The sequence below is a fragment of the Streptomyces sp. cg40 genome, assembly GCF_050320165.1.
GTDB lineage: Bacteria > Actinomycetota > Actinomycetes > Streptomycetales > Streptomycetaceae > Streptomyces > Streptomyces hokutonensis.
On sequence record NZ_CP190128.1, the window covers coordinates 1,103,583 to 1,129,160 of the forward strand.

The 25,578-nt window shown below is 71.8% G+C and carries 21 protein-coding genes; 14 read left to right on the forward strand and 7 right to left on the reverse strand.

Annotated elements, in window-relative coordinates:
* Positions 1-47: 47 nt before the first annotated feature.
* The gene (locus ACQHII_RS04880) at positions 48-896 is read right to left on the reverse strand and encodes a LysR family transcriptional regulator (RefSeq protein ID WP_043260479.1); all 849 of its coding nucleotides are present in this window, start codon (positions 894-896) and stop codon (positions 48-50) included.
* Positions 897-1,233: 337 nt separating this feature from the next.
* On the opposite strand from ACQHII_RS04880, the gene ACQHII_RS04885 reads away from it, so the two are divergent.
* The 8 genes from ACQHII_RS04885 to ACQHII_RS04920 all read left to right on the forward strand — a co-directional run bounded on the left by ACQHII_RS04885 (position 1,234) and on the right by ACQHII_RS04920 (position 9,512).
* Positions 1,234-1,944: an alpha/beta hydrolase gene (locus ACQHII_RS04885; RefSeq protein ID WP_427918035.1), complete on the forward strand. Its 711-nt coding sequence runs from the start codon at positions 1,234-1,236 to the stop codon at positions 1,942-1,944.
* Positions 1,941-2,786, forward strand: coding sequence for a sulfurtransferase (locus ACQHII_RS04890; RefSeq protein ID WP_427918036.1), 846 nt, complete (start codon positions 1,941-1,943; stop codon positions 2,784-2,786). Before ACQHII_RS04885 ends, ACQHII_RS04890 begins: the two co-directional genes overlap by 4 nt.
* Positions 2,783-3,658, forward strand: coding sequence for an ABC transporter permease (locus tag ACQHII_RS04895; RefSeq protein ID WP_427918037.1), 876 nt, complete (start codon positions 2,783-2,785; stop codon positions 3,656-3,658). The genes ACQHII_RS04890 and ACQHII_RS04895 overlap by 4 nt, the downstream gene beginning before the upstream one ends.
* Positions 3,659-3,660: 2 nt before the next feature.
* Positions 3,661-4,377: an ABC transporter ATP-binding protein gene (locus tag ACQHII_RS04900; protein ID WP_427918038.1), complete on the forward strand. Its 717-nt coding sequence runs from the start codon at positions 3,661-3,663 to the stop codon at positions 4,375-4,377.
* Positions 4,374-5,342 carry an ABC transporter substrate-binding protein gene (locus tag ACQHII_RS04905; RefSeq protein WP_427918039.1) on the forward strand — a complete coding sequence of 323 codons (969 nt, stop codon included), beginning with the start codon at positions 4,374-4,376 and terminating at the stop codon, positions 5,340-5,342. Before ACQHII_RS04900 ends, ACQHII_RS04905 begins: the two co-directional genes overlap by 4 nt.
* A 23-nt stretch (positions 5,343-5,365) precedes the next feature.
* A complete protein-coding gene (locus ACQHII_RS04910) occupies positions 5,366-6,466 on the forward strand; it encodes an LLM class flavin-dependent oxidoreductase (RefSeq protein WP_427918040.1) in 1,101 nt (366 codons plus the stop codon).
* A 47-nt stretch (positions 6,467-6,513) separates the two neighbouring features.
* Complete coding sequence (locus ACQHII_RS04915) at positions 6,514-7,896, forward strand: FAD-binding oxidoreductase (protein ID WP_427925230.1); 1,383 nt, start codon at positions 6,514-6,516, stop codon at positions 7,894-7,896.
* A 194-nt stretch (positions 7,897-8,090) separates the two neighbouring features.
* A complete protein-coding gene (locus ACQHII_RS04920) occupies positions 8,091-9,512 on the forward strand; it encodes a family 2B encapsulin nanocompartment shell protein (RefSeq protein WP_427918041.1) in 1,422 nt (473 codons plus the stop codon).
* Between the two features lie 13 nt (positions 9,513-9,525).
* On the opposite strand, the gene ACQHII_RS04925 is transcribed toward ACQHII_RS04920, so the two are convergent.
* From ACQHII_RS04925 to ACQHII_RS04945, 5 genes are all read right to left on the reverse strand, one after another.
* Positions 9,526-10,446 (reverse strand): PfkB family carbohydrate kinase, encoded by a 921-nt coding sequence (locus ACQHII_RS04925; RefSeq protein ID WP_427918042.1) that lies wholly within the window; start codon positions 10,444-10,446, stop codon positions 9,526-9,528.
* A 235-nt stretch (positions 10,447-10,681) separates the two neighbouring features.
* Positions 10,682-11,686: an ADP-ribosylglycohydrolase family protein gene (locus ACQHII_RS04930; protein WP_427918043.1), complete on the reverse strand. Its 1,005-nt coding sequence runs from the start codon at positions 11,684-11,686 to the stop codon at positions 10,682-10,684.
* A 44-nt stretch (positions 11,687-11,730) separates the two neighbouring features.
* A complete protein-coding gene (locus tag ACQHII_RS04935; RefSeq protein ID WP_427918044.1) occupies positions 11,731-12,438 on the reverse strand; it encodes a GntR family transcriptional regulator in 708 nt (235 codons plus the stop codon).
* On the reverse strand, positions 12,435-12,989 hold the full coding sequence (locus ACQHII_RS04940; RefSeq protein WP_427918045.1) for a cysteine hydrolase family protein: 555 nt from the start codon (positions 12,987-12,989) through the stop codon (positions 12,435-12,437). The genes ACQHII_RS04935 and ACQHII_RS04940 overlap by 4 nt, the downstream gene beginning before the upstream one ends.
* Entirely contained in the window at positions 12,986-14,467 is a 1,482-nt protein-coding gene (locus ACQHII_RS04945; RefSeq protein WP_427918046.1) for a purine-cytosine permease family protein, read from the reverse strand. The genes ACQHII_RS04940 and ACQHII_RS04945 overlap by 4 nt, the downstream gene beginning before the upstream one ends.
* A gap of 218 nt (positions 14,468-14,685) precedes the next feature.
* Here ACQHII_RS04945 and ACQHII_RS04950 point away from each other — a divergent pair, with 218 nt between their 5' ends.
* The 4 genes from ACQHII_RS04950 (at position 14,686) to ACQHII_RS04965 (ending at position 19,027) form a co-directional block, all read left to right on the forward strand.
* Positions 14,686-15,882, forward strand: a complete 1,197-nt coding sequence (locus tag ACQHII_RS04950; protein WP_427918047.1) for a cytochrome P450 — start codon at positions 14,686-14,688, stop codon at positions 15,880-15,882.
* A gap of 156 nt (positions 15,883-16,038) precedes the next feature.
* On the forward strand, positions 16,039-17,268 hold the full coding sequence (locus ACQHII_RS04955) for a cytochrome P450 (protein ID WP_427918048.1): 1,230 nt from the start codon (positions 16,039-16,041) through the stop codon (positions 17,266-17,268).
* A 127-nt stretch (positions 17,269-17,395) separates the two neighbouring features.
* Positions 17,396-18,175 (forward strand): polysaccharide deacetylase family protein, encoded by a 780-nt coding sequence (locus ACQHII_RS04960; RefSeq protein ID WP_427918049.1) that lies wholly within the window; start codon positions 17,396-17,398, stop codon positions 18,173-18,175.
* 192 nt (positions 18,176-18,367) lie between these two features.
* Positions 18,368-19,027: a YceI family protein gene (locus ACQHII_RS04965; RefSeq protein ID WP_427918050.1), complete on the forward strand. Its 660-nt coding sequence runs from the start codon at positions 18,368-18,370 to the stop codon at positions 19,025-19,027.
* Here the strand turns inward: ACQHII_RS04965 and ACQHII_RS04970 are convergent.
* Positions 19,005-20,624, reverse strand: coding sequence for an amidohydrolase (locus ACQHII_RS04970; RefSeq protein ID WP_427918051.1), 1,620 nt, complete (start codon positions 20,622-20,624; stop codon positions 19,005-19,007). The genes ACQHII_RS04965 and ACQHII_RS04970 overlap by 23 nt on opposite strands.
* 270 nt (positions 20,625-20,894) lie before the next feature.
* Between ACQHII_RS04970 and ACQHII_RS04975 the strand changes: the two genes are divergently transcribed.
* Both ACQHII_RS04975 and ACQHII_RS04980 read left to right on the forward strand, forming a co-directional pair.
* Positions 20,895-23,780 (forward strand): helix-turn-helix transcriptional regulator, encoded by a 2,886-nt coding sequence (locus tag ACQHII_RS04975; protein ID WP_427918052.1) that lies wholly within the window; start codon positions 20,895-20,897, stop codon positions 23,778-23,780.
* Positions 23,781-23,922: 142 nt separating this feature from the next.
* On the forward strand, positions 23,923-25,545 hold the full coding sequence (locus ACQHII_RS04980) for a S53 family peptidase (protein ID WP_427918053.1): 1,623 nt from the start codon (positions 23,923-23,925) through the stop codon (positions 25,543-25,545).
* Positions 25,546-25,578: the final 33 nt, after the last annotated feature.

The following is a 25,578-nucleotide window of genomic DNA, read 5'->3' on the forward strand; positions in this document are numbered from 1 at the left end:
CCGTCACAGGGGGCAGTTCCGGCCGATCTGCGTGACCGGGGCGCGCCTCAGCGCAGCAGATCCCGTACGGCGGCGAAGGCCGCGTCGACCGTCGCCGGGTCCGCGCCCGGGCGGGCGAGCGCGCTCATGGGGATCGGGGTGACCGAGGGAAGGCCGTCGTACGGGGTCAGACCGTCCGGGGCCGATCCGACGGCGGCGAGCAGGGCGACGCCCTGTCCGGTGCGGGCGATGTCGAGGACACCGGCGAGATAGCCGGCGTCGCCGACGACCGCGGCCGGCACCCCGTGTGCGGCAAGGGTCGAGATGGCGCGGCGGCGGATCGCGCACGGGTCCTCGATGGCCACGAGCGGGACGGGCGCGGGCGCGGCCGGTGGCCGCCAGCCGGGCGTCGCGTGCCAGGTCAGCGGGAGGCCGCCGACGGGGGTGCCCTCGGTGGCGGCGGCCTCGGTGACGTAGACCGCGACGTCGACGCTGCCGCGTTCCACGGCCTCGACGAGGCGGGCCGAGCGGTCGATGCGGAAGCGGACCCGGCAGCCGGGCCGCACTTCCTGGACGGCCGCGGTCAGCCGTGGCAGAAACTGGTCGGCCGCGTGTTCGGTGGAGCCGATGGTGACGGTGTCGCCGTCCACGTCGAGCAGCGTGCGTACGGCCTCGTCGTGCACGGCGAGGATGCGCCGGGCCTGTTCCAGCAGCAGTCGCCCCTCAGGCGTGAACCGGGTGCCGCGCCCCTCCCGCTCGACGATCGGCAGACCGAGCGTCTTCTCCAGCCTGCGCACATGCTGGCTGACCGCGGACTGGCTCAGGGCGAGGGCCCGGGCCGCGCGATGGAAGCCGCCGCAGTCGGCTATCGCGGTCAGGCTGCGCAGGGCCACGATGTCGAGGACAGGTTGGGGCATGCCGGTGACGGTAGCCGTTCAGGGCATCGATCGCGATGGCTGATCGGTTTCGATGCGGAATCATCGTTGGACGCGATCGGCCGGATCCGGTCATGATGAGCGCATGCTGCACACGACCGCTTTCGCTGCCCTTCTGACGCAGCGCCGAGTCATCGACTTCGGCGTGGCGTGCAGCGCGCGCTGTCGTTGACCAACCGCCTCTCCGCGGCACCCTTCCCGAGTTCTCGCTGATCACGTCCGCCCTGCGCACTGACACGTGACGGCGGCTCCGGCCTGCTCGCTTCCTCCCCCTTGCCGGATTCCCCTCCCCTTTCCCCTCGTTGGGAGTTGCCACCCCATGCCCTCTTTCTCCGTCTCGTCCTGGGACGAACCCGAAGGCCTCGCCGCGCGCGGCACGTTGATCGTGCTGGCCGGACGGGGCGAACACGGCGGTGTCTACGAGCGGTTCGGCCGCCGGCTCGGCTACGACGCCTACCGCGTCCGCGCCCTGGGCGACCCGGCCGCCGATCCCGCCGTACTGGGGCAGGCCGCCAAGCTGCTCGCCGACGAGTCGCTGCCGGGCCCGAAGGTGCTGGTCGGTTCCGACACCGGCACGCGCTACGCCCTCCAGCTCGCCGCCGAGCAGACCGCGGGCATCGACGCGCTGATCCTGGCCGGGCTGCCCACCGACGCCTGGACGGCGGGGAGTTGGGAGGCGGAGGCCGCGGCGCGCACCGCCTGCCCGACCCATCAGGGGCGCCTCACCAACGACCCGGAGTTCCGCCGGGGCGCCATCGACGACAACCCCGAGCTGCCCGAGCCACGCCTCGACCTGGTGCGTGTCCCGGTGCTGGCCCTGCACGGCAGGAACGACACGATCAGCCCGCTCGACCGGGCACTGAACGTCTACGACGGTCATTCGAACGTGCACACCGTGACCTTCGTGGACGGCCGGCACGACGTCCTCAACGACGCCCTGCACCGCACCGTCGCCGCCACGGTGGTCCTCTTCCTCGAACGGTTCCGCCTCTCCCCCGAACTCCCCTTGATCGCCGAGGAGTTGACATGAGCCGCCGCGTCACGACCACCGTCCCCGAACTCGCCGAACTCCTCCGCTCCGAACAGCCCCCGGTGCTCCTCGACGTCCGCTGGGCCCTCGGCGATCCCTACGGCCGCGACCACTACGCCGACGGTCACATCCCCGGCGCGGTCTACGTCGACCTGGACACCGAACTGGCCGCGCCGGCAAGCCCGGAGGGCGGCCGGCATCCGCTGCCGGACCTCGCGGAACTCCAGGAATCGGCGCGCCGTTGGGGCATCGGGAACGGGCGGCCCGTCGTGGTCTACGACGACCTGGGCAACACGGCGGCGGCCCGCGCCTGGTGGCTGCTGCGCTACGCCGGTGTCGGCGAAGTGACGCTGCTGGACGGGGCGTTGGGCGCCTGGCGCACGGCGGGGCTGACGCTGGAGTCCGGGATCCCCGCCGATCCCGAACCGGGTGACGTCGTCCTCCGGGCGGGTGCGCTGCCCATCACTGATGCCGACGGTGCCGCCGAACTCGCCGTGTCCGGGCTGCTGTTGGACGCCCGTGCCGGTGAGCGGTACCGGGGCGAGGTCGAGCCGGTGGACCCGCGCGCGGGACACATTCCGGGGGCGGTGTCCGCGCCGACCGGGGAGAACCTGGCGGCGGACGGGACCTTCCGCTCGCCCGAGGAACTGCGCAAGCGGTTCGAGGAGCGGGGTGCCGGGGCCGCGTCACGCATCGGCGTGTACTGCGGGTCCGGGGTCACCGCCGCCCACCAGATCGCGGCACTGGAGATCGCCGGGTTCGAGGCGACGCTCTTTCCCGGTTCCTGGTCCGCCTGGTCCGCCGACCCCGCCCGCCCGGCGGCGACGGGAGGCAAGCCATGACGACGAAACCACTGGACGCGGCGCTCCTCCCACAGCAGACGGAACGCGCTCCCGAGCAGTCCACCCGCGTCACCATCCGGGGCACGGCGAAGACCGCCCACCGCTTCACGGTCCCCCGTTCCCTGCGGCGGGCGGCGGGCCCGGTCGGCCTCGTGCTGCTCTGGTTCCTGACCTCCGCCACCGGGGTGCTGCCCGAGTCCGTGCTGGCCTCCCCCGTCGACGTCGTCCGGCAGGCCGTCGACCTGACGAAGGACGGCGAACTCCCCCGCGCCATCGCCGCGTCGGGCCGCCGTGCCGCCATCGGGTTCCTCATCGGCGCGAGCGTCGCGCTCGTCCTGTCGCTGACGGCCGGGCTGTTCCGGCTGGGCGAGGACGTCATCGACTCCTCGATGGGCATGTTCCGGGCGATCCCCTGGGTCGGTCTGATCCCGCTGTTCATCGTCTGGTTCGGCATCGAGGAGACCCCGAAGATCGCCCTGGTGGCGCTCGGTGTGACCTACCCGCTCTACTTCAACATCTACGGCGGGATCCGCTCCACCGACGCCCAACTCGTCGAGGCCGCACGGATGATGGGGCTCGGCCGGTTCGGACTGATCAAGTACGTCATCCTGCCGAGCGCGCTGCCCGGGGCACTCGTGGGACTCCGGTACGCGCTGTCCACCGCCTGGCTGGCGCTGGTCTTCGCCGAGCAGATCAACGCGGACGCGGGGCTCGGCTATCTGATGAGCAACGCCCAGCAGTACTTCCGCACGGACGTCATCGTGCTGTGCCTCGTCGTGTACGCACTGCTCGGGCTGGCCTGCGACTTCGCGGTACGGATCCTGTCGCGCCGCCTGCTGACCTGGCGGGCCAACTTCGAGGGCGAGGCGTAGCCATGACCAACTCCGTTGAGATACGGGGCCTTTCGCGGGCCTTCGACGGCAACACCGTGCTGCACGACCTCGATCTGGACATCCGTGAGGGCGAGTTCGTCGCCCTGCTCGGGCACAGCGGCTGCGGCAAGTCGACGCTGCTGCGGATCCTCGCGGGGCTCGACGACGAGATCGGCGGCGAGGTGACCGTGCCGGCCCGGCGCAGCGCGGCCTTCCAATCGCCCCGTCTGCTCCCCTGGTTGAAAGTGTGGCGCAATGTCGTGCTCGGGCTGCCGGGCCACCCGGACCGGGCCCTCGCGCTCAAGGCTCTCGACGAGGTCGGCATCGCGGAGCGCGCGACCGTCTGGCCGAAGACGCTGTCGGGCGGCCAGGCCCAGCGGGTCTCGCTGGCCCGTGCCCTGGTCCGGGAGCCCGAACTCCTGCTCCTGGACGAGCCGTTCGGCGCCCTGGACGCGCTGACCCGGGGCAAGGTGCAGGCGCTCGTCGCCGAGCTGTGGCGGCTGCACGGGTGCGCGATCCTCCTGGTCACCCATGACGTGGAGGAGGCGCTGCTGCTCGCCGACCGTGTGCTGGTGATGGACGAGGGGCGTATCGCCCACGAGTTGACCGTCGACCTGCCCCGCCCCCGTGATCTGACCGCCCCCGAGTTCGTGACCCTGCGCGCCCGCCTCCTGAACTGGCTCGGCGTGACCCGCACCCTGGAAGGAACCCCCTCGTGATCCGCAGACTCGCCGCCGCCTCCCTGAGCCTGACCGCCCTGCTGGCGTTGAGCGCCTGCGGCGCCGACTCCTCGGCGGACACCGCCTCCGGTGGACAGGTCACCCTCACCATCGGCGACCAGGCCAAGACCCTCCAGACGATCATCGCCGCCTCGGACGCGCTCAAGGGCGCCAAGTACAAGGTGAAGTGGGCCGAGTTCCAGGGCGCGGCCCCGCTCTACCAGGCCGTGCAGGCCAACGCCGCCGACACCGGGTTCTCCGCGGACCTGCCCGCGCTCCAGGCGCTCAGCGGCGGCGTCAAGATCAAGAACATCGCCGCTCTCAAGAACGACGGCACGCACGTCGGGATCGTCGTCCGCAAGGACTCCGGGATCGACAGCGTGAAGGACCTCAAGGGCCAGAAGGTCGTGGTGTCCTCGGCGAAGGGCAGCGTCTCGGAGTATCTGCTGGCCAACGTCCTCAAGCAGAACGGGCTCAGCTACAAGGACGTCAAGGTGCAGTACCTGCTGCCGACCGACGCGCAGGCCGCGTTCGCCTCCGGGAAGATCAAGATCTGGGCGACCTTCGGTGTCTACCAGGCCGTCGGTCTGGAGCAGGGCGGCAGGCTGCTCGTCGACGGCGGGGACGGCCGGGTCAGCGGCATCGGCTTCATCAACGCCTCCGAGAAGGCCCTCGCCAACTCCGCGAAGAAGACCGCCCTGAGCGACTTCCTCAACCGCCTGAGCACGGCACTGAAGTGGACCAGCACCCACCAGGACGCGTACGCGAAGGCCATCGAGCAGCGCAACGGCGCCGACGCCTCGGTCGCGAAGACGCTCGCCTCGGCCGCCTACAGCCAGGTCCTGCCGATCACCTCGGACGTGAACACCACCGTCCAGCAGGTCGCCGACCTCATGAACAGCATCGGCGTCCTCGACCCGAACGTGGACGTGGCCAAATCCACCGACGCCTCCCTGATCAAGTGACCCTCACGTCTTAGGAGTTGCTCATGCCTGTCGAGTTCATCAGCGCCGTCCACACCGACTCCGGGGCCTCGGGTCCCGCCGCGTCGAGCCGTACCGGTCTCGACGTCGACCACCTCCGCAAGTACGCCCGTGCGCTGGACGACGGCGGCTTCGACCACACCCTGGTCGCCTACCACTCGGCCTCGCCGGACGCCTTCCAGATCGCCCAGTTCGTCGCCACCCACACCGAGCGGATCCGCCCGATCCTCGCCCACCGGCCCGGCGTGCTCTTCCCGACGCACGCGGCTCGCGCCCTGGCCACCCTGGACCGGATCAGCAACGGACGGCTCACCCTGCACATCATCTCCGGGGGCAGCGACGAGGAGCAGCGCCGGGAGGGCGACTACCTCAACAAGGAGGAGCGGTACGAGCGTTCGGACGAGTACATCCAGATCCTGCGGAAGGTGTGGCGGGCCGAGGGACCCGTCTCGCACGAGGGCAAGTACTTCAGGTTCGAGGGCTACTACTCGGACGTGAAACCGGTGAACGGGCTGGTCCCGATCTCGGTCGGCGGCTCCTCGCAGGACGCGTACCGGGTGGGCGGCCGGCAGGGCGACATCTTCGGGCTGTGGGGCGAGCCGCTGAAGGAGACGGCCGAGCAGATCGCCGCCGTCAACGCGGTCGCGGATGCCGCCGGGCGCCCGCATCCCCGTATCTGGGTGTCGTTCCGCCCGATCATCGCACCCACCGAGGAACTGGCCTGGGAGAAGGCCCACCGCACGCTCGGTGTCCTCAAGGACCAGGCGAGGAACACCGAGTTGCTCCGCCACTACCGCACCACCGGCCGCCCGGCGAACGTCGGCTCGCAGCGTCTCCTCGACATCGCCGAGCGCGGCGAGGTCCAGGACCGCTGCCTGTGGACCGCGCCCGCCGTCGCCACCAACGCGGCCGGCGCCTCAACCGCCCTTGTGGGCACGCCCGAGACGGTCGCGCAGGCACTCCTCGACTACGTCGACATCGGCTGCGACCTGCTCTCGATCCGCGGCTACGACCCGCTCAACGACGCGATCGACTACGCACGTCACGTCCTGCCCCTGGTCCGCCAGGAACTCGCCCACCGGGCGACCGCCTCGCACGCCGCCTGATCCGTCCCTCACCGGCTGATTGCGAACACCCCTATGGAGACTCCGTGTTGTTCCCCCGCGCGCTGCGCGCGTCCACCGCCGACGCCCGGCTCCTCGGTCTGCTCGCCCGGGATCTGCCGCCCGACCAACTGGCCACCGATCCCCGCACGTTGGCCGCGCACGCCACGGACCGTTCGGGTACCCGGCCGGACGGTGTCCCGCTGGCCGTGGTGCACGCCCGGCGCACCGAGGACGTGACCGTCACACTCCGGCACGCGAACGCGCTGCGCGTGCCGGTGGTGCCGCGCGGTGCGGGCACCGGGCTGTCGGGCGGGGCGTCGGCCGGTGAGGGCGCGCTCGTGCTGGACCTGTCCGGGATGAACCGCATCCTGGAACTCTCGGCCGACGACCAGCTCGCCGTGGTCGAACCGGGCGTGATCACCGCCGAGTTGGACCGGGCGGCGGCCGGGCACGGGCTGCGGTACGCGCCCGATCCGGCGAGTGCGGCGATCTCGACGATCGGCGGGAACATCGCGACCAACGCGGGCGGGCTGCGGTGCGCGAAGTACGGGGTGACGCGGGACAGCGTGCTCGGCCTGGAGGCCGTCCTCGCCGACGGGACGGTGGTCACGACCGGCCGCCGTACCGTCAAAGGGGTCACCGGTTACGACCTCACCGCGCTGCTGACCGGCTCCGAGGGCACGCTCGCCGTCATCACCTCGGCGACCTTGCGGCTGCGTCCGGTGCCGGTGGCGACGGCCACGATCGCCGCCTACTTCGACTCGTTCGAGGCGGCGGCCGAGGCGTCGTACGCGATCGGGCGGGCCGGGGTCGTGCCGGCGCTCGCGGAGCTGCTCGACGGGCCGGTGCTGCACGCCGTCGACCCGGCGCTGGGCGCGCGCGGGGCGGCGCTGTTGCTGGTGCAGTGCGACGGGGCGGGCGCGGGCGCCGAGGCGGAGCAGGTCGCGCGGGTGCTCGCGGCGACGGCCACGACCGTGGAGACGACGGCGGACCCGGTGGAGGCGGAGGCGCTGCTCGCGGCCCGCCGGCTCGCCCTGCCCGCGCTGGAGCGGCTGGGCCGGCCGCTGATCGAGGACATCGCGGTGCCGCGCTCCCGGCTCGCGGAGGCGGTCCGCGAGATCCGCGCGATCTCGGCCCGCCACGAGGTACCCGTCTACACGCTCGCGCACGCGGCGGACGGCAACCTGCATCCGATCATCGTGGTCGATCCCGCCCTGGACCGGCTGCCGGACGCGGCCTGGGAGGCGGCCGGCGAGATCTTCGCGCTGGCGCTGCGGCTCGGCGGGACGCTGACCGGCGAGCACGGCGTGGGCGTACTGAAGCGGCAGTGGGTGGCGGACGAACTCGGGCCCACCGCCCACGCGTTGCAGCGGCGGCTGAAGGACGCGTTCGATCCGCACGGGATCCTCAACCCCGGCAAGACGCTCTGATCGGCCCTGGATCGGATACCCCGAAAGGGTGATGCCGGGTCAACCGGGGGTCGTGCGGAGGCACGTGCGATCGGCATGTGCCTCGACCGCCGTCCGGGATCATCACTCGTCGTGACCGATCAGGGGTAGCTGTACGCACGGAACGTGACGGGACGCAGGCATTCCGTCATCCGTGCGACAGGAGAGAAGGCACCATGTCGGTCGAGACCGGTACCGCGCCCGAGGCGGGCGCCGAGGAGCGGGAACAGCAGAGCCTCGGAACCGCGGCGGCACGCACCCTGGCGACCACGACCAAGTCCGAACCCCAGATGCAGGGGATCAGCTCCCGGTGGCTGACGCGCATGCTGCCCTGGGTGAACGTGCCCGGCGGCACCTATCGCGTCAACCGCAGGCTGTCGTACACGCGCGGCGACGGACGGGTGACGTTCGTGCAGACCGGTGCGCAAGTGCGGGTCGTCCCGGCCGAGTTGAGCGAACTCCCGCTGCTGCGCGGCTTCGAGGACGGCGACGCACTCGGCGCGCTGGCCGAGCGGTTCGAGCAACGGGACTATGCGCCGGGGCAGTTGATCGTCCAGTCGGGTCAGCCCGCCGACTCGGTGTACCTCGTCGCGCACGGCAAGGTGGAACGGCTCGGAGAGGGGCCCTACGGCGACGAGGCGGTCGTCGGGCTGCTGGCCGACGGGGACACCTTCGGCGGGCAGGTGCTCGCCGAAACGGACGGTTCCTGGGAGTTCACGGCCCGCGCGGCGACGGCCACCACGGTGCTGGCGCTGCCGCACGCGGCGTACCAGGAGGTCGCGGACCGGCACGCGGAACTGCGCGCGCACGTCGAGGCGCGCGCCACGGACGAACCCGGCCCGCTCAACACCTTCGGCGAGGCGGCGATCGCGCTCAGCGCCGGGCATGTGGGCGAGCCGGACCTGCCGGCCACGTTCGTGGACTATGACCTCGCGCCGCGCGAGTACGAACTGAGCGTCGCCCAGACCGTGTTGAAGGTGCACTCCCGCGTCACCGACCTCTACAACCAGCCGATGAACCAGACCCAGCAGCAACTCCGGCTGACCGTCGAGGCCTTGCGCGAGCGGCAGGAGAACGAACTGGTCAACAACCGGGACTTCGGGCTGCTGCACAACGCCGACTACGACCAGCGGATCTCCACCCACTCCGGGCCGCCGACCCCCGACGACCTGGACGAATTGCTGAGCATGCGGCGCGACACCCGTTTCCTGTTCGCGCATCCACGGGCTATCGCTGCCTTCGGCCGCGAGTGCAACAAGCGGGGCGTCTACTTCAGCGGCATCGACGTCGGCGGCCACCATCTGCCGGCCTGGCGCGGAGTACCACTGTTGCCGTGCGGCAAGATCCCCGTCAGCGCGTCCCGCACGTCGTCCATCATCGCGATGCGCACCGGGGAGGACGACCAGGGCGTGGTCGGCCTCTACCAGACGGGCATCCCCGACGAGCTCGAACCGGGCCTCAACGTACGGTTCATGGGCATCAACGAGCAGGCGGTCATCTCCTACCTCGTGAGCACCTACTTCTCGGCGGCGGTCCTGGTCCCGGACGCGATCGGCATCCTGGAGAACGTCGAGGTCTCCCGCCGGGACGGCAACTGACCTTCATGGACGCCTAGTTCAGGAACGCGTCCAGTCGTGCGGCGTCCGGCGCGGTCGCCGGGCCCGGCGCGGCGACGGCCAGGGCGGCACCCGCGTTGGCCCGGCGGGCGGCGGCCAACGGGTCGAGCCCCCGGGCCAGGGCGGCCATGAAGACACCGGTGTGCGCGTCACCCGCGCCATTGAGATCGACGGCGTCCACGGCGAACCCGGGGACGGGGACGGGACGTCCGCCGCGGTCCACAAGGCAACCGTCGGGGCCGGTACGGACGAGCACCGAGCCGCGCCCCAGACGGGATTGGAGGATGCGGGCGGCTTCGACCACGTCATCGTCCTCGATGCCGGTGAGCAGCGCGGCCTCGCGGGCGTTGCAGCTCCACCAGTCGGCGCGGGCGAGCAGCAACTCCAGGGCGTCGGCCGGGATTTCGGCCGCCAACGGGCCCGGATCGACGACCAACGTGACGGCCGGGTCCAGTCGGGGCAGGAGGTCGAGCAGGGCGGCCCGGTTGCTGTCGTAGAGCAGGCTGTATCCGGTGACGTAGACCAAGTCGCCCGCACCAGGCCGGATTTCGACAAGGTCGGCAGCGACCAGGGTCGCCTCGGCGCCGGGGCTGGTGACGAAGGTGCGCTCGCCGTCCGCATCGACCAGACAGACCACGAAGCCGGTGTCCGGTTCCGGGCGCGGTGCGAGCAAGGCATCGATGCCCTCGGCACGCAGGGCCGCGCGCGCCCGGTCACCGAAGGGCCCGGTGCCGTGCGCTCCGGCGTAGGTCACGGGGAGGCCCTGGCGGGCGGCGGCGGCCATGACGTTGAAGCCGCCGCCGGGGGTGCGTTCGGTGCGGGTGGCGAGGACGTCGCCGCCCCGCTCGGGGAGTGCGGGAACCTCCAGGACCAGATCGACGACGACGTTGCCGAGGTGCCAGAGCCGCGCGCTCATGACCGCTCCCGCAGGCCGAGCGTGGCCATGGCCGAGGCATCCAGGGCGACCATGGCAGTGCCGAGGTGCCGGAGCCCGCCGCTCACGACCGCTCCCGCAGGCCGAGCAGCGCCACCGCCATGGCATCCAGGCCGACGACGGTGCTGAGGGTGCCGCCCCCGCTCACTCATGACCGCACCCGCAGACCGAACAGAACCGCCGCCGACGACATTGCCCAGGCGCCGCACCCACCCACTCACGACCGCTCCCGCAGGCCGAGCAGCGCCACCGCCATGGCATCCAGGTCGAGCCCCGGGTTGACGCGGACCAGCGTCTCCCGCGCGTCCGCCGGAAAGGCGTCCACTCCGTGGCAGGCGCCGCCGACTGCCCCCGTGATCGCGGCGATCGTGTCGCAGTCGCCGCCGACGGATGCCGCGAGCAGTGCGGCCTGCCAGGGGTCGTCGGGGCAGGATGCCAGGACGGCGAAGGCCGCCGGGACCGACTCCTGTGTGGCCAGGCTCGTCCCGACCAACGCGTAGACGCGCTCGCAGACTTGGGCCGGATCGAGGCCCCGCGCCAGGCCCGTCGCCCACACGATCCGTTCGGCGACATCGGCGGCGGCCACCCAGTGGCCCCGCACCGCCGCCAACCGGGCCGCCGACACGGCCACTTCGATCGCCTCGGGAATCGACGCTCCGTCAACTCCCGCGCTCACGGCGGCCGCCACGGCCGCGGCACCGGCGAGGGCGACCCCGGTGTTGTGGGTGAGGCTGCTCGCCTCCACCACCCGGTCCACCAGAGCCGCCGGGTCGGCCACCGGCGTCGCGATGCCCACGGGGGCGATCCGCATCGCCGCGCCGTTGGTCGTGCCGTAGCGGCCCACCTCGTCGACGGGGGTGCCCGCGAGGACCTGCTCCACGGCTCGTTTGGTGGACGGGCCGAGGAGGTCGAGGGAGCCCCGGGCCCGCATGTCGTCCTCCCAGGCGACCAGGCGTCGGGCGAGTTCCGCCGGGTCGATCCGGCCCTTGCCTTCCACCAGCAACTCGGCCAGCAGCAGCGCCTGTTCGGTGTCGTCGGTGACCGCGCCCGCCGGCATGCCCGCGGCCAGCGGATGGTCGGGGTCGGCCGGGTGGAAGCCGGTGAGGAAGGGGCCGTAGCGGGCGGTGATCTGGGGGCGGGACAGCATTTGGGTGGGCATGCCGAGGGCGTCGCCGAGGGCGAGCCCGTACAGGGCTCCAGTAGCGCGGCTCTGGAGGGTCATGGGTGCTTTCCGGGGAGGTTTCAATAGTTCGGCGGCTCGGCGGTTCAGCCGAAGGCGAGGGTGAGTTGGAAGTGGTCGGGGTCCAGGAGGCTCACGACATGTTCGACGAAGGAGCCGTCGGCGGCCCGGCTGGTGCGGCGCGTGTCGAGGAACCAGTCACCCGGTTCGCGGCGCAGCAGCTCCGCCTCCCGGCCGTCGATCCGCCGCCCGCTCATGCGCTGTTCGCCGTGGTCGGGCCGCAGCCCGGCCCGCAGCATCACATCGGTCAGCGACTCCTGCCCAAGGCCGCGCGCCGGCAGGTCCCGCACTCCGGGCACGGGCGGCAGGAAGCTGCGTTCGTACGACACGACGACCGCGTCCGCGACCAGTTCGCGTATCCGCTCCACGCACACGAACTCGGTTGTTTTGAGAGTGAGTTGACTCGCCAGCTCCTCGTCCCGTCGTGCATCCACGGTGAGCGTCCGGACCTGGGTCTCGATGCCCTGGGTGGCGAGCGCGTGGGCCCAGCCGAGGCTGTCGTCGAGCGGGCGGCCGTCGAAGAGGACGTAGGAGCCCTTGCCGGTGCGGGTGGCGATCAGGCCGGCCTCGCTGAGTTCGGCGAGGGCCGCGCGGACGGTCGTACGGCTGACGCCGAAGCGTTGGGCCAGGGCGTGTTCGCCGGGAAGTTGCTCGCCGGCGGGGCGGTGGCCGCTGCGGATCTCCTTGGCGAGGACGTCGGTGATGCGCTGGTGTTTGAGCCGGACGCCGGTCATGACACCTCCCCGACCGCCTCGGCGACCGTGACCACCCGGATCAGGGGGCGGTAGAGGTCCATGACGTGCAGCGCCTTGGCGTGGGAGTCGTCGTCGACGCCCGCGCAGGCGTCGGCGGCCACCAGTACCTCGACTCCCGCGTCGGCTGCGGCCAGTGCCGTGGACAGGACGCAGCAGTCGGTGCTGACGCCCGCGAGGACGAGGCGGCCGGTGGGGGCGACGCGTTCGGCGAGTGCCGGGGTCCACTTGCCGAAGGTGGGCGCGTCCACCAAGTGCCGTGCCCAGGCGGCGAATTCATCGGTCAGCCGCCAGAGCGGGGCGTCCGGCGGCTGGAGGGCGAAGGGCCACTGGTCGTAGTAGGCCTGCCAGGCGCCCTCGGGTTTCTCGGGGGCCAGGAAGCGGGTGAAGGTGACGTCGTCCCCGAAGGCCGGCAGCAGGCGTCGTACACCTGCTGCCGCTTCCTCGAAGCGGGGGGTGGCCCAGGGGCTGTCGGGGTCGGCGAAGACGCGCTGCATATCGATGACGGCGAGGTGGCCGGGTGCGGTGGTCATACGGCGGGCACCGCCTCCGGGCTCGGGGCCTGCTCTTCCTGGCGCTGGACGCGGGCGCGGCCCAGGGCGAGGGTGCCGAGGAAGCCGATCGCGAGGGCGGCCAGGACGCCGAGGTTGGCGTAGGCCCAGGCGCCGGACTTGCCGCCGAGGCCGAGCGGGTCGAGGAGGTAGCCCTGCCAAGTCAGCCAGCTGGCGGCGGTGTTGGTGACCAGGCCCCAGCCGATCGCGGTGGCGGCGAGGGTGAGGAGGAGGGGCGTGAGCGGTACGTCGCCGTAGCGGCCGGTCGGGCGGAAGAGGTCGCCCTCGTCGTAGTCGCGGCGGCGCAGCGCGAGGTCGGCGAGCATGATGCCGCACCAGGCGGCGATGGGGACGCCGAGGGTGGTGAGGAAGCCCATGAACTGGCCGAGGAAGTTGTCGGCGAAGAACACGATGTAGATGGAGCCGGCGATCATCAGGACGCCGTCGACGAGCGCGGCGAGATAGCGCGGCACCGGCAGGCCCGCGGAGAGGAGGGCGAGGCCGGAGGAGTAGATGTCGAGGACCGCGCCGCCGACCAGGCCGAGGACGGCGACGACGGCAAACGGGACCAGGAACCAGGTGGGCAGGATCGTCGTCAGCGCGCCGATCGGGTCGGCGGCGACCGCCTTGTTGAGCGTGCTGGAGGAACCGGCGAGCAGCAGGCCGAAGACCAGCAGGAGCAGCGGGGCGACGGAGGCGCCGAACGTGGTCCAGCCGATCACGCCTCTGCTGGACGAACTCCGGGGCAGATAGCGGGAGTAGTCGGCGGCGGCGTTGACCCAGCCCAGGCCGAAGCCGGTCATCATGAACACCAGCGCGCCGATGAACTCCTGGGCGGAGCCCGCCGGTACGGCACTGACCGTGCTCCAGTGGATGTGGTCGGCGACGAGGGCGATGTAGACGACGGTGAGCACGGCGGTGACCACGGTGATCACCGTCTGGAGCCGCATGATCAGGTCGAAGCCCATGACTCCGCCGACGACGATGAGCGCGCCGACGATGATCAGCGCGACCACCTTGGTCTCGGTGCCGCCGCCCCAGCTGAGCCGGTCGAAGACGGTCGCGGTGGCCATGGTCGCGAGCGCGGTGAGGACGGTCTCCCAGCCGACGGTGAGGATCCAGGAGATCACCGACGGCAGCCGGTTGCCGCGCACTCCGTAGGCGGCGCGGCTGAGCACCATCGTGGGCGCGGAGCCGCGCTTGCCCGCGACCGCGATGAAGCCGCAGAGCAGGAAGGAGAACACGATGCCGATCACACCGGCGATCAGCGCCTGCCAGAAGGAGATCCCGAAGCCGAGCGCGAAGGCGCCGTAGCTGAGTCCCAGGATGGAGACATTGGCCCCGAACCAGGGCCAGAACAGTGTGCGGGGGGTGCCTTTGCGTTCGGCGTCGCCGATCACATCGAGGCCGTGGGTCTCGACCTGAAGCTGCCGGGACTGGGATGTCTGGGAGTCCGCCATCGTCGACCTACCTGTCTAGACGTGTTCAATCGAGGCTAGGTGCGGTGGTGACGGGCGTCAAGAGGAGAGGGCGGTGGAGCGGGGGACGCCCCGCCGTTCCGCTCAACGGCACGGCACGCGACAGGGCGCGGGGCGGTCAGCAGGCTGGTTGCGTCGGTCGGGCGTCGCACGTACCGCACCTGGTGTGCCGCGCTTCCGCGTTCTGCAAGGAGGGCACCATGGAGTCGTCCACGACGCGTCAGGGGCACGGTGAGCCCGCCCGCACTCCCCGCGGCACCGGCCCCCGCGTCCGCGACCCCCTCGCCCTGCTGACGGCGGAGTTCGACGGCGTCCACGACGTGTGGCGCTCGGCCGCGGGCACGGTGTGCGTGGCGGGTCCGGAGCCGGCCCGGGCGGTGCTCGGCAACCGGGACGGTGCCGTCGCCGAGGCGGCCGACTTCTACCGCACCCGGCACGGCGACTTCGGCCCCCGTGCGGCCCAGATCCGGATCGGCCGGGCGGGCCGCGCCCTGATCCGCCGTCATCTGGACGCGCGGCGGCCGGAGTTGCCCGCTCTGGTCGCCGAACACCTCGTCCCCAGCAGCGTCTGGCCGGACGCGGGGAACCTGCTCGTGTTCCGGCATCTGCGGGACGTCCTGCTGCACCGGGACGCCTCGCCCCAACTCCGCGCCACCGTCGGACAGATCGTCCACCGGGCGGTCCTGGCGGGCGCGCGGCGCCGGCACTCGCCGCCGTCGCGGCTGCTCTTCCGGCGGCGCGCGCTGAGCGTGCTGCACGCCGAAATACGGGCCCGGCAACGGGAGTTCTGCAGCCTTCAGGAGCCACGCGATCTCCTCGACGTGGTGGTGCGGGAGAGCGAGCCCGGGTCGGACCCGAAGGACCTCGCCGAGGTCTATCTCTCCTTCCTGTTCGCCGCCGTCGGCTCGGTCGGCTTCGCTCTCGGGTGGGCGGTCCATCTCCTCGGGACCCATCCCGACCGCCTTGCCATGGAGCCGAGTTGGACGGTCCGGGAGGCGCTGCGGCTGTGGCCGGTGGCCTGGCTGTTCGCGCGGACACCGAGCCATGTGCAGGAACTCGGCGGCACGGAGGTCGGCCCGCGTGACCAACTGGCCGTCTGCACCTATCTGGTACACCGGCATCCCGGGTACTGGGAGCGGCCGGACGAGTTCGTACCGGAACGCTGGGCGGCGCCCGTGCCGGACGGGGCGTATCTCCCGTTCGGTCACGGGCCGCACACCTGCGCCGGGGCGACCGTCACCATGCGGCTCCTCGAAGACCTCGTCGGCATCATCACCCGTGACCGGTGGCTGTCGGTCACCCACGACGGCGCCGGTCCCCAGGTGGGCCCGGCGCTCGCTCCACCGCGTTTCACCGCGGTGCTGAGCGACCGCACCGGCTGTCCCGGAAGGAGGTGAACGCGCATGCGCGCCCTGTATCTCAAGGCGAAGTCCGTCCTCAACATCCGAGGCCAGTACGAGTACTTCTGGTACCTGTACCACCACATCTGACCGGCCCGGCGCGGGACGCCGCCGCAGACCGGCGCCCCGCGCCCCACGAGGGGGACGTATCCGATGACCACCCCGCAACACCCCGAGGACTTCCTGCGTTTCATGCGGATGCGCAGCGCGAACGAGGACGGGATCTTCTGGGTCGACGACATCCGGCTCGGTGTGTTCGAGCCGGAGGCGGCGCGCCGGGTCAGTGCCACGAACTGGCGCCGGTTCGTCATGCACGACCGGCTGATCGACATGGTGCGGCGGCGGCACAGCCCCGAGGTGCGGTGGAGCGAGGTCCGTTCGGCGTGGCTCACCCAGCTGCACACGCTGGCCACGGCGGAGCACCACGGCGATCTGATCGACCGCATGCAGCGGATCCTCGACGAGCGGCTCGGTGACGACGTCGACCTGGTGATGCTGACCCAGGACGTGGCACTGCGGTCCATGCTGCCGGTCGCGCTGACGGGGCTCACCTCCGGGGAGGCCGATCTGGTCCGCCGGGACCTGGAGATGAAGCTGCTGCGGCTCATCTCGCCCGATCCGGGCGGCACTTGGCACCATCTGAAGTTCGTCGTCGTACAGCTGCGGTCCGGTCTGGTCGTGCGCCGGGTGCTGCGGCAGCGCGCGCACGGGAAACGGAAACGTGAGCCGGACCTGGCCGATCCCTTCGTCGATCTGCTGCCCCGCATGGGCATGGACCGTGCGCTGGACGTGGTGACCGCCGTCCTGACCGCGATCGGCGGGCCGCCGGGCACCGCGGCGGCGAGTCTGCTGTACGAGTTCGTGCGCAACCCCGAGTGGCAGCGGCGGCTCACCGAGGAACTGTGCGCCGTGGACCCGGTGGAGTTCCGCACGGCACCGACGCACGCGGCCCCGGTGACGCACCGGTTCGTGAAGGAGGTGCTGCGTCTGTGGAGCCCGCCGTTGCTGCTGGTCCGGCGGAACCAGGTCCCCTTCGACTTCGGAAAGACCCGGCTGGAGCCCGGCGACTGGTATCTGCTGAGCCCGCATCTGATCCACCGGGACGAGCGGGTGTGGAAGCAGCCGGACGTCTTCGACCCGGACCGCTTCCTGCCGGGCGCGCCGCACGGACCGGCGGACCGCACCTGCTACGTGCCGTTCGGCTGGGCGCCCAAGAAGTGCGTCGGCGCGAACATCGGCACCGTCCAACTCATGGGCCTGTGCCATCTGTTGTGCACCCGGTACCACCTGAGCGTCGACCGCCCCGAGGACCTCACGATGGCGCTGCGCTTCGCCCCGGTGCCGGAGAACTTCCGCGGCCGACTCGCCCTGCGCCGACCGTGATCGCCCTCCGTCGACCTCGAACTCCCGGAAAATTGTCCGCAATCCGTAACAGCGGGATCCCTTCGCTCGTTTATACCGTCCTGACGAATGCACGGAAGCAGACAACAGGACAGGGAACAGGGCGGACATGGCACGTCATGGCGGGCGGGGTTGGTACGGCCGGGTACTCGCGGCGGCGGTCGGGGTGACGGCGGTGGCGGCGGCCACCTCCGTGTGGACCGCGCAGGCCGGTGTGGTCGACGCACAGCGGGGCGCCAACGCGCGTCCCGGTGCCTCCAGTTCGGCGTCGGCCCGGGTGGCGGCCGTGTCCGCGGAGATCGTGCACGCCTCCGACAAGGGCGCGCGGGGCGTCAACATCACCATCGACGACGGGCCGGACCCGACCTGGACCCCGCAGGTGCTCCAGGTGCTCAAGGAGTACGGGGTGAAGGCCACCTTCTGCATGGTCGGCCCGATGGCCGAGGCCCACCCGGACCTGGTCAAGGCGGTGGTGGCGGCCGGGCACAGGCTGTGCGACCACTCGGTGTCGCACGACACCACCATGGACAAGAAGTCCGAGTCCTACCAGAAGCAGGAGATCCTGAACGCCGCCGCCATGATCACCAAGGCCTCCGGGGGCGTACGGCCGCTGTACTACCGGGCGCCGGGCGGCGCGTTCACGCCGTACAGCCGTCATCTCGCCGCGGCGCAGGGCATGCGCCCGCTGGGGTGGAACGTCGACTCCAAGGACTTCGAACTCCCCGGCACCGGCGCCATCGTCACCACCGTCAAGAGCGAACTGCCCAACGGGCCGACCATCCTGTTCCACGACGCCGGCGGCGACCGCTCCGAGACCGTGGCCGCGCTGCGCGAGATCCTGCCGTGGCTGAAGCAGCAGGGCTATTCGTTCGGTTTCCCGATGCGCTGAACAGTGCGTTGAGCGCGTGTGGAACGACGCGTCGAATTGACGGTCGTCGTTTTTCGGGTGGCGAATATGTGTGGGAAATGTGGAACGGCCGGCGAGGTGGCGGTATTTAACCGTGTCAGTGCCGATTCGCGCTGCTGTCGATTCGCCATGGAGGGTTGCGGCGATATCACCTGTGCAGTAACTACGTGAAGCATGAACCTGTTCAACCGTGCTGCGCCCCTCCGCCGCCCGGCATCCCCCACAGTTCCGCAACGCCCCGCCGCCCCACCGGCGTTCACCCCCTCCGGCCTGCCCGATCCCGCCCTGGCGGCGCTGACCGGAGAGTGGATGATCGACCCCGCGCACAGCCGGATCGGTTTCTCCGTCCGGCACGCCATGGTGACGACCGTGCGCGGGTCGTTCGCCGAATACAAAAGCCGGCTCTACTTCGACGGCCGCAACCCGGCCCGTTCGCGGGCGGAGATCGTGGTGTCCACGGGCAGTGTCGACACCGGCGTGGAACAGCGCGACGCCCACTTGGTCGGCCGGGACTTCCTGGACTCCGCGACCCATCCGCGGATGCGTTTCGCCAGTACCGCGGTGCAGATGTCTGGCAACGATGTCTACCGCATGCTCGGTGACCTCACCATCAAGGACACCACCCGTCCCGTCGTCCTGGAACTCACCTACATCGGACATGTCACCGACCCGTTCGGCGTGGAACGGGTCGGTTTCGACGGCACCACCACCATCGACCGTTCCGACTGGGGCCTGACCTACAACTCCCGGCTGGCCGAGGGCGGTGCGATGGTGAGCGAGAAGGTACGGCTCCAGTTCGACATCGCGGCGATCAGGACGATGCCGGCCGGGTGACGAGACCGCCGCCCACGAACGTGTGCAGCGGGTTCAGGTCGCGCAGGGCGTCGCTCGGGCAGCGGGCGGGGTCCTGCTCCCAGACGGTGAGGTCCGCGAGGCGGCCCGGGCTGAGCGTGCCGCGCAGGTTCTGGTCGCCCATGAGCAGCGCCGCGTTGGCCGTGTGCAGGGTGAGGGCCTCGTCGTAGGTGATGGCGTGCTCGGGGCCCTTGGGGCCCATGACGGTCTGGCGGGTGATCATGCCGTAGACCGACCGCATGGCGCCGAACTGGCCGACGGGGAAGTCCGATCCGGCGCTCACCTGGGCGCCGAGGTCGATCCAGCCGCGGGCGGGGAAGAGGCGGGCGACGCGCTCCGGGCCCCAGAAGCCCTCCTCGACCTCGGCGGTGTCGTGCAGCAGCGGCTGCTGGATGGTGACGGGGATGCCCAACTCCACGGCGCGGGCGCGCTGTTCGGACCCGGCGAGACCGCCGTGCTCCATGACGAGCGCCCCGGCGGGCAGACCGGGGTTGCGGGCCAGGACCCGCTCGTAGACGTCCAGGAGGGTGCGGACCGCGCGGTCGCCGTAGGCGTGGGTGCCGACCCGCCAACCGCGCCGGACCACGGCCTCGACGGCCTCGACCAGGCGGTCGGGCTCCCAGATCAGTGTCCCGGAGAAGGCGTGGTCACAGGCGTACGGCTCCTCGGTCGCCCCGGCCTCCAGGCCGCCGTCGAGCCCGAACTTCACGCCCCACACCCGCAGCCACGGGTCGGAGTCGTCGCGCCACTTCTCCATGGCGTCGAGCAGGTCCTCCACCTGGGCCGCGCCGGTCATGCCGAGCGCGGAGATCAGGGCGCGCACTCGGATGCCGAGCGCCCCCGCCTCACGGGCGGCCAGCAGCACGGCGTAGTCCTCCAGGCCCACCGCGCAGTCGCGGACGGCGCCAATGCCGGTGGCGGCGTACTGGGCGGTGGCCAGCCGCAGCCCGCCAATCCGCTCGGCCCGGTCCTGGGCCGGGACCAGGCGCTCCACCAGACCCAGGGCGTTGTCGATCAGCCGCCCGTCGAGCCGGCCGTCGGCGTCGCGGCCGATGACACCGCCCGGCGGTACCGGAGTGTTCTCGGTGATGCCAGCCAGGCGCAGCGCGTAGCTGTTGACGACGTCATTGTGGCCACCGCGCTTGACCAGGACCGGATGGCGCTCGGTGGCCGTGTCGAGTTCGGCGGCGGTGGGCATGCGCCGCTCGGCCAGGTTCAGCTCCTGCCAGTTGGTGGTGGTACGGATCCACTCCCCCTCAGGAGTCCGCTTCGCCTGCTCCCGGATCAACTCCAGGAACTCGGGGATGTCGCGGGCCTCGTGGACCGGGACGTCGTGCGCGCCGAGCGCCGCGTAGATCAGGTGGGTGTGGGTGTCGTCGAGCGCCGGCAGCACGGTGGCGCCTGGCAGGTCGTGCAGGGTGGTGTGCGGGCGCAGCAGGTGGTCGAGTCCGCCGGGATCGGGCGAGAGGGCCGTGATGCGGTCGCCGCGCACGGCCAGCGCCCGCTGCGGGGCCTGGCCGGGCACCAGTGTGTGGATCGCCCCGGCCCGGATCACCAGATCGGCTCCGTGATCAGTCATCGTTCTCTCCGCTCCTTCTCGGTACTCCGTCGACCAGGCTGTTGTACGAGCGATCAGGTGCTTCATGCGTATTTGTGGGACCCATTCGCAGGAAACACGCCATCACAGGCACAAGAAATGCAGATCATGCGCCAATCCCCGGAGAGGACTCGTCCGCCGCTTCCGATCGTCATTGACAAGGCGATTCCGCAACGGTTGTCATGAACACATGCTGAACTGCCCGGAGATCCGCCGCACACATCGCCCCGCCCGCCCCGCCGTGGCGCGGAAGTGCGGTCGTTGACCGGGCACCGCGAGCTGATCGGCACCGCCCGCACCGAGTTGACGGAACGTCAGGGAGTGCTGCTGCACGGTCCGGCGGGGATCGGCAAGTCCGTGCTGGTGGCCGCCCTGGTGGCGTCCTCGGACGCCCATGTCCGGCCGTCCGGAACGGTGTTGCACTGCTCGCCCGCCGAGGAGGACGCCCGGCTGCCGTTCGCCGGTCTTGTCGATCTCTTCGCACGGGTGCCGGAGAGCTGCCTCGACGCCCTGGCGCCCGAACCCCAATCGGCCCTGCGGGCCGCCCTGTTGCGCGGCGAGGTACCGGCCGGTGACCGTGGACGGCTCGCCGTCCGTGTCGCCGTTCTCGACGTGCTGCGCGTCCTCGCCGCCACCGGCCCGGTGCTGCTGGTCCTCGACGGCCTCCAGTGGCTCGACGAACAGACCGTCGAGGTGCTCGCCTTCGTCGTACGCCGTGTCGAGGGCCTCGACGTGAGGGTGGTGGCAGCCGAGCGGGTGGCGGACGGCGGGCAGCCCGAACGGCCGCGCTGCTGCCCGCCCGGCACCGTCGAACTGCCCGTGCCACCGCTGACGGACGACGAGGTGGCGCGGCTGCTGCCCGCCGACCTGCCGCCGGCGGTGCTGCGGGCCGTCCAGGACACGGCGGCCGGAAACCCTTGGTACGCCCTGGAGTTGGGGCGGGCTGCCCCGCTCGACGCGACCGCCGTCGGCCTCGGCCGGACGCTGCCCGTGCCGCACCGGCTGCGCACCCTGCTGCTGGAGCGGGTGCACACCCTGCCGGAGAGCACGCGGCACACGCTCCTCGTCATGAGCGCCGCCGCCCGCCCGACTCTCACGCTGCTGCGCGCCGCCGGGTTCGACGATCCGGCCGCGGACCTGGCGGAGACCGAACGGCTCGGTGTCGCGACGGCCGACTCCCACGGGACCGTGCGTTTCCGGCATCCGCTGCTCCGGGCCGCCGTCTACGCCGACGCTCCCGAGTACGGCCGCCGCCAGGCGCACACGCTCCTGGCCGACGCGGTCGCCGACCCCGTGGAGCGGGCCCGGCATCTCGCGCTCGCCCGCCCTTACGAGGACGAGACCACCGCCCGCACCCTGCTGGCCGCCGCCGAACACGCCCGCCGCGACGGCGACCCCGACGCGGCCTTCGAACTCGCCGGGCTCGCGGCCCTGCGCACCCCGGGCGACCGCCCGGCCGAGCAAGCCGACCGGCTGCTGGCGGCGGCCGAATACGCCTGTGACGCGGGGCAGTTGGAGGAGGCGGGACAGGCGGCCGAGACCGTCCTCGCCGGTTCGGGCTCGACCCGGCAGCGGGTGCGGGCGCGGCTGGTCCTGCTGCGCAACGCCGGTCAGGCCCTGCACGGTACGCACGCGCTGATCGAGGAAGGGCTGCGGGACGCGGCCGGCGACCCGGAGGCGGAGGCGTGGCTGCACCACTGGGCGGCGGTACGGGGCCTGCTGTGCGGGGAGTTGGCGGACGCCGCCCGGCATGCCCGGCGCGCCGCCCGCCAAGCCGCCGTGGCCGGTGACACCGACACCCGGATCGGGGCGCTCGCGACCCTGGCCCGGGTGCGCTCGCTGGGCGGTGAACCGGTCGCCGCCGACGCCGCGTTGGCGGAGGCGCTCGCGCTGGTCGGCGGCGCCGACGCGGGGCCGGAGAGCTGGGGGCTGATCCGGATGCGGGCGATCCTCGCCCTGGACTCCGACAAGGTCACCGAGGCCCAGCGGCGGGTCACCGAACTCCTCGCGGAAATAGGGGAGTTCGCCGGGGTCGAGGAGGTCATGGCGACCCTGGTCGCGCTGACCCGCATCCAAGTACGGGCCGGGCACTGCCGGGAGGCGCTGCGCACCGCCGCCCGCTGCACCCAGGCCGTTGCCGAGACCGGCGTACAGGCGGCTCCGGCGCTGTACGCGGCGGCGCTCGCGGCGACCGCTGGCGGAAGTGCGGACGAGGCACGGGAGTTGGCCGGACAGGCGGTGCGGGCCTCGGAGGCGGACGGTGACCGGCTGTTCCTGCTGCGGGCCCTCGCGGTGCTGGGACAGGCCGAGTTGCTGACCGGTGATCCGCGCGGGGCCGCCGCGGCGGTCGAGGCACTCCAGCGCGTCAAGGAACTCGGCGAGGCCATGTCGGCCGCCGACCCGCCTCTGCTGCACTGGTACAGCGACCTGGCCGAGGCCCTGGTCGTGCTGGGCGAGACCGACGCGGCCGGGGCGGTGCTCGACGAGGCCCGCGCACGCGTGTCCGGCGACGCGCCCGGCAGCGTACTGGCGGCCCTGGAGCGGGCGGAGGGCCTGCGCGAGGCGGGGCTCGGCCGGGCGAAGGAGGGGGCGGTACGGCTGCGCGCCGCCGTGGAGCGGCTGCGTCAGCTCCCGTTGCCCGTAGAGCTGGTACGCACGCTCATCTCGCTCGGCGCGGTCGAGCGCAGGGCCCGCCACCGCAACGCGGCCCGCACCGCGCTCGGCGAGGCGCTGGATACCGCGACCCGTGTCGGAGCCGCTCCGCTGGCGGCACGGGCGGGCGAGGAACTGGCCCGGCTGGAGGCGGGCGACCGGGACGGCGAAGGGCACCCCGAACTCACCCCCACAGAAGCGCGGGTGGCCGAACTGGTCGGCGGCGGGGCCACCAACAGGGAGGTGGCCGCCGAGCTGTTCATCAGCGTCAAGACGGTCGAGGGCACCCTGTCGCGGGTCTACCGCAAGGTCGGCGTCCGCTCGCGCACCGCGCTCGCCCATGCCATGGCGGTCGCCGTCATCGCGTCCGGGGCGGCCACCGTGAGCATCGGCGACGACGACCAACAGCAGTCCGGCGCACAGGCGGTGACGATCAGTCAGCCGGGCCGGCTGCGGACTCCCCGCACCCTCGACACCCGCCGCTGACCTGTCATCCGCGGTTCATGTGACACCCGCAGTTAACACGTGACGCAAGGGTTCCCCCGCTTATGCGGGTGGGGTTGCTGTTCCTACGGTGAAACCCGTTCCGCTTCCGGGACAGCAACCCCCCACTCCTCGGAGGACTTCCGTGACGTCACGTCTGAAGCTGGTCGGCCTCGTCGCCGTACCGGCCCTGCTCGCCGCCGCCGTCCCCAGCGCCTACGCCGCCGTCCAGCCGCACGCAACTCGCGCCGCCGTGGCGGGAGATGTCCTCAAGGGCCTGAACCACGACGCGTCCCGTACCGGCGCCGTCGCCGCCGGCAAGCGCATATCGGTGGCGATCAGCCTGACGCCCAGAAACGACAAGGCGCTGGACACGTTCGTGGCCAACGTCAGCAATCCGCGGTCGAGTTCGTACGGCCACTATCTGACGAAGGCCCAGTTCGCGGCCCGGTTCGGCCGGACCGACGCCGAGGTGAGGCAGGTCAAGGACTTCCTGCGGGCCCAGGGTCTGACCGTGGGCAAGGTCCACTCGGGGAACCTGCTGGTCGACGCCAGCGGCACCGCCGCCCAGCTGGAGAAGGCGTTCGGCACCAAGCTGTCGACGTGGAAGGACGCCAGGTCGGGCCGCGCGTTCTACGCCAACGAGACCGCGCCGACCCTGCCGACCGGCATCGCGGGCCTCGTCAGCGACGTCACCGGCCTCAACAACCGCGCCCAGCTGCACCACGAGGGGTCCGCCAAGGTCAACCCGCACAACGGCCCCGGCGGCGGCTACACCCCGGCCCAGATCAAGGGCGGCTACAACGTCTCCAGCACGTACACGGGCAGCGGGCAGAAGATCGCGCTGCTGGAGTTCGACGGCTTCCAGCAGTCCAACATCACCAAGTACGACACCAACTACAGCCTCGGCTCCCCCACTCCGACCGTGTCGAAGGTCGACGGCGGCTCCGGCGCGCTCGGTGACGGCCAGGTCGAGGTCGAGCTGGACATCGAGGTCCTGCACGCGATCGCGCCGAAGGCGAACGTCACCGTCTTCGAGGGCCCCAACTCCGACGCCGGTGAGGTCGACACCTACCAGGCCATCGTCGACAGCGGCATCCCGACCACCTCGATCAGCTGGGGTGCCTCCGAGAGCCAGCGCACCACCTCCAACATCAACGCCGTGGACGCCGTCTTCAAGGCGGGCGCGGCCGAGGGCCTCGGCTTCTACGCGGCCTCCGGCGACGACGGCTCCGACGACGCGGGCGACGGCACCACCACCGTCGACTTCCCGGCCAGCGACTCGTACGTCACGGGCGTCGGCGGCACCACGCTGACCGTCACTTCCGCCAACGCGTGGAGCAAGGAGACGGCCTGGTCGGGCGGTGGCGGCGGCAAGTCCTCCGTCTTCAAGATCCCGAGCTGGCAGACCGCGGTGCAGAAGACCGCGGGCGGCGGATACCGCCAGGTGCCCGACGTGTCGGCGCTCGCGAACCCGAGCCCCGGTGTCTCGATCTACTCGCAGGGCAGCTGGGGCTCGGTCGGCGGCACCAGCGCCGCCGCGCCCGAGTGGGCGGCCTTCGGCGCGCTCTACAACCAGCAGGCCGCGGCGGCCGGCAAGGCCAACCTCGGCTTCGCCAACCCCGCGCTCTACACGGCGAAGGGCACCGGCTTCCACGACATCACCAGCGGCAGCAACGGCGCCTACTCCGCCGCCAGCGGCTGGGACTTCACCACCGGCTGGGGTTCGTACAACGCCGCGACCCTGGCGGCCAAGCTGCTCGGCTGACCGTCGGTAACTGAACCAAGAGCGGGCCGGGAT

What these genes read in the sequence shown, in the direction of transcription:
- ACQHII_RS04920 (WP_427918041.1), top strand. Translation starts at nt 8,091, where the DNA reads ATGTCGGTCGAGACCGGTACCGCGCCCGAGGCGGGCGCCGAGGAGCGG.
- ACQHII_RS04880 (WP_043260479.1), bottom strand. Translation starts at nt 896, where the DNA reads ATGCCCCAACCTGTCCTCGACATCGTGGCCCTGCGCAGCCTGACCGCG.
- ACQHII_RS04895 (WP_427918037.1), top strand. Translation starts at nt 2,783, where the DNA reads ATGACGACGAAACCACTGGACGCGGCGCTCCTCCCACAGCAGACGGAA.
- ACQHII_RS04960 (WP_427918049.1), top strand. Translation starts at nt 17,396, where the DNA reads ATGGCACGTCATGGCGGGCGGGGTTGGTACGGCCGGGTACTCGCGGCG.
- ACQHII_RS04885 (WP_427918035.1), top strand. Translation starts at nt 1,234, where the DNA reads ATGCCCTCTTTCTCCGTCTCGTCCTGGGACGAACCCGAAGGCCTCGCC.
- ACQHII_RS04890 (WP_427918036.1), top strand. Translation starts at nt 1,941, where the DNA reads ATGAGCCGCCGCGTCACGACCACCGTCCCCGAACTCGCCGAACTCCTC.
- ACQHII_RS04935 (WP_427918044.1), bottom strand. Translation starts at nt 12,438, where the DNA reads ATGACCGGCGTCCGGCTCAAACACCAGCGCATCACCGACGTCCTCGCC.
- ACQHII_RS04940 (WP_427918045.1), bottom strand. Translation starts at nt 12,989, where the DNA reads ATGACCACCGCACCCGGCCACCTCGCCGTCATCGATATGCAGCGCGTC.
- ACQHII_RS04970 (WP_427918051.1), bottom strand. Translation starts at nt 20,624, where the DNA reads ATGACTGATCACGGAGCCGATCTGGTGATCCGGGCCGGGGCGATCCAC.
- ACQHII_RS04945 (WP_427918046.1), bottom strand. Translation starts at nt 14,467, where the DNA reads ATGGCGGACTCCCAGACATCCCAGTCCCGGCAGCTTCAGGTCGAGACC.
- ACQHII_RS04965 (WP_427918050.1), top strand. Translation starts at nt 18,368, where the DNA reads ATGAACCTGTTCAACCGTGCTGCGCCCCTCCGCCGCCCGGCATCCCCC.
- ACQHII_RS04955 (WP_427918048.1), top strand. Translation starts at nt 16,039, where the DNA reads ATGACCACCCCGCAACACCCCGAGGACTTCCTGCGTTTCATGCGGATG.
- ACQHII_RS04900 (WP_427918038.1), top strand. Translation starts at nt 3,661, where the DNA reads ATGACCAACTCCGTTGAGATACGGGGCCTTTCGCGGGCCTTCGACGGC.
- ACQHII_RS04950 (WP_427918047.1), top strand. Translation starts at nt 14,686, where the DNA reads ATGGAGTCGTCCACGACGCGTCAGGGGCACGGTGAGCCCGCCCGCACT.
- ACQHII_RS04910 (WP_427918040.1), top strand. Translation starts at nt 5,366, where the DNA reads ATGCCTGTCGAGTTCATCAGCGCCGTCCACACCGACTCCGGGGCCTCG.
- ACQHII_RS04930 (WP_427918043.1), bottom strand. Translation starts at nt 11,686, where the DNA reads ATGACCCTCCAGAGCCGCGCTACTGGAGCCCTGTACGGGCTCGCCCTC.
- ACQHII_RS04925 (WP_427918042.1), bottom strand. Translation starts at nt 10,446, where the DNA reads ATGAGCGCGCGGCTCTGGCACCTCGGCAACGTCGTCGTCGATCTGGTC.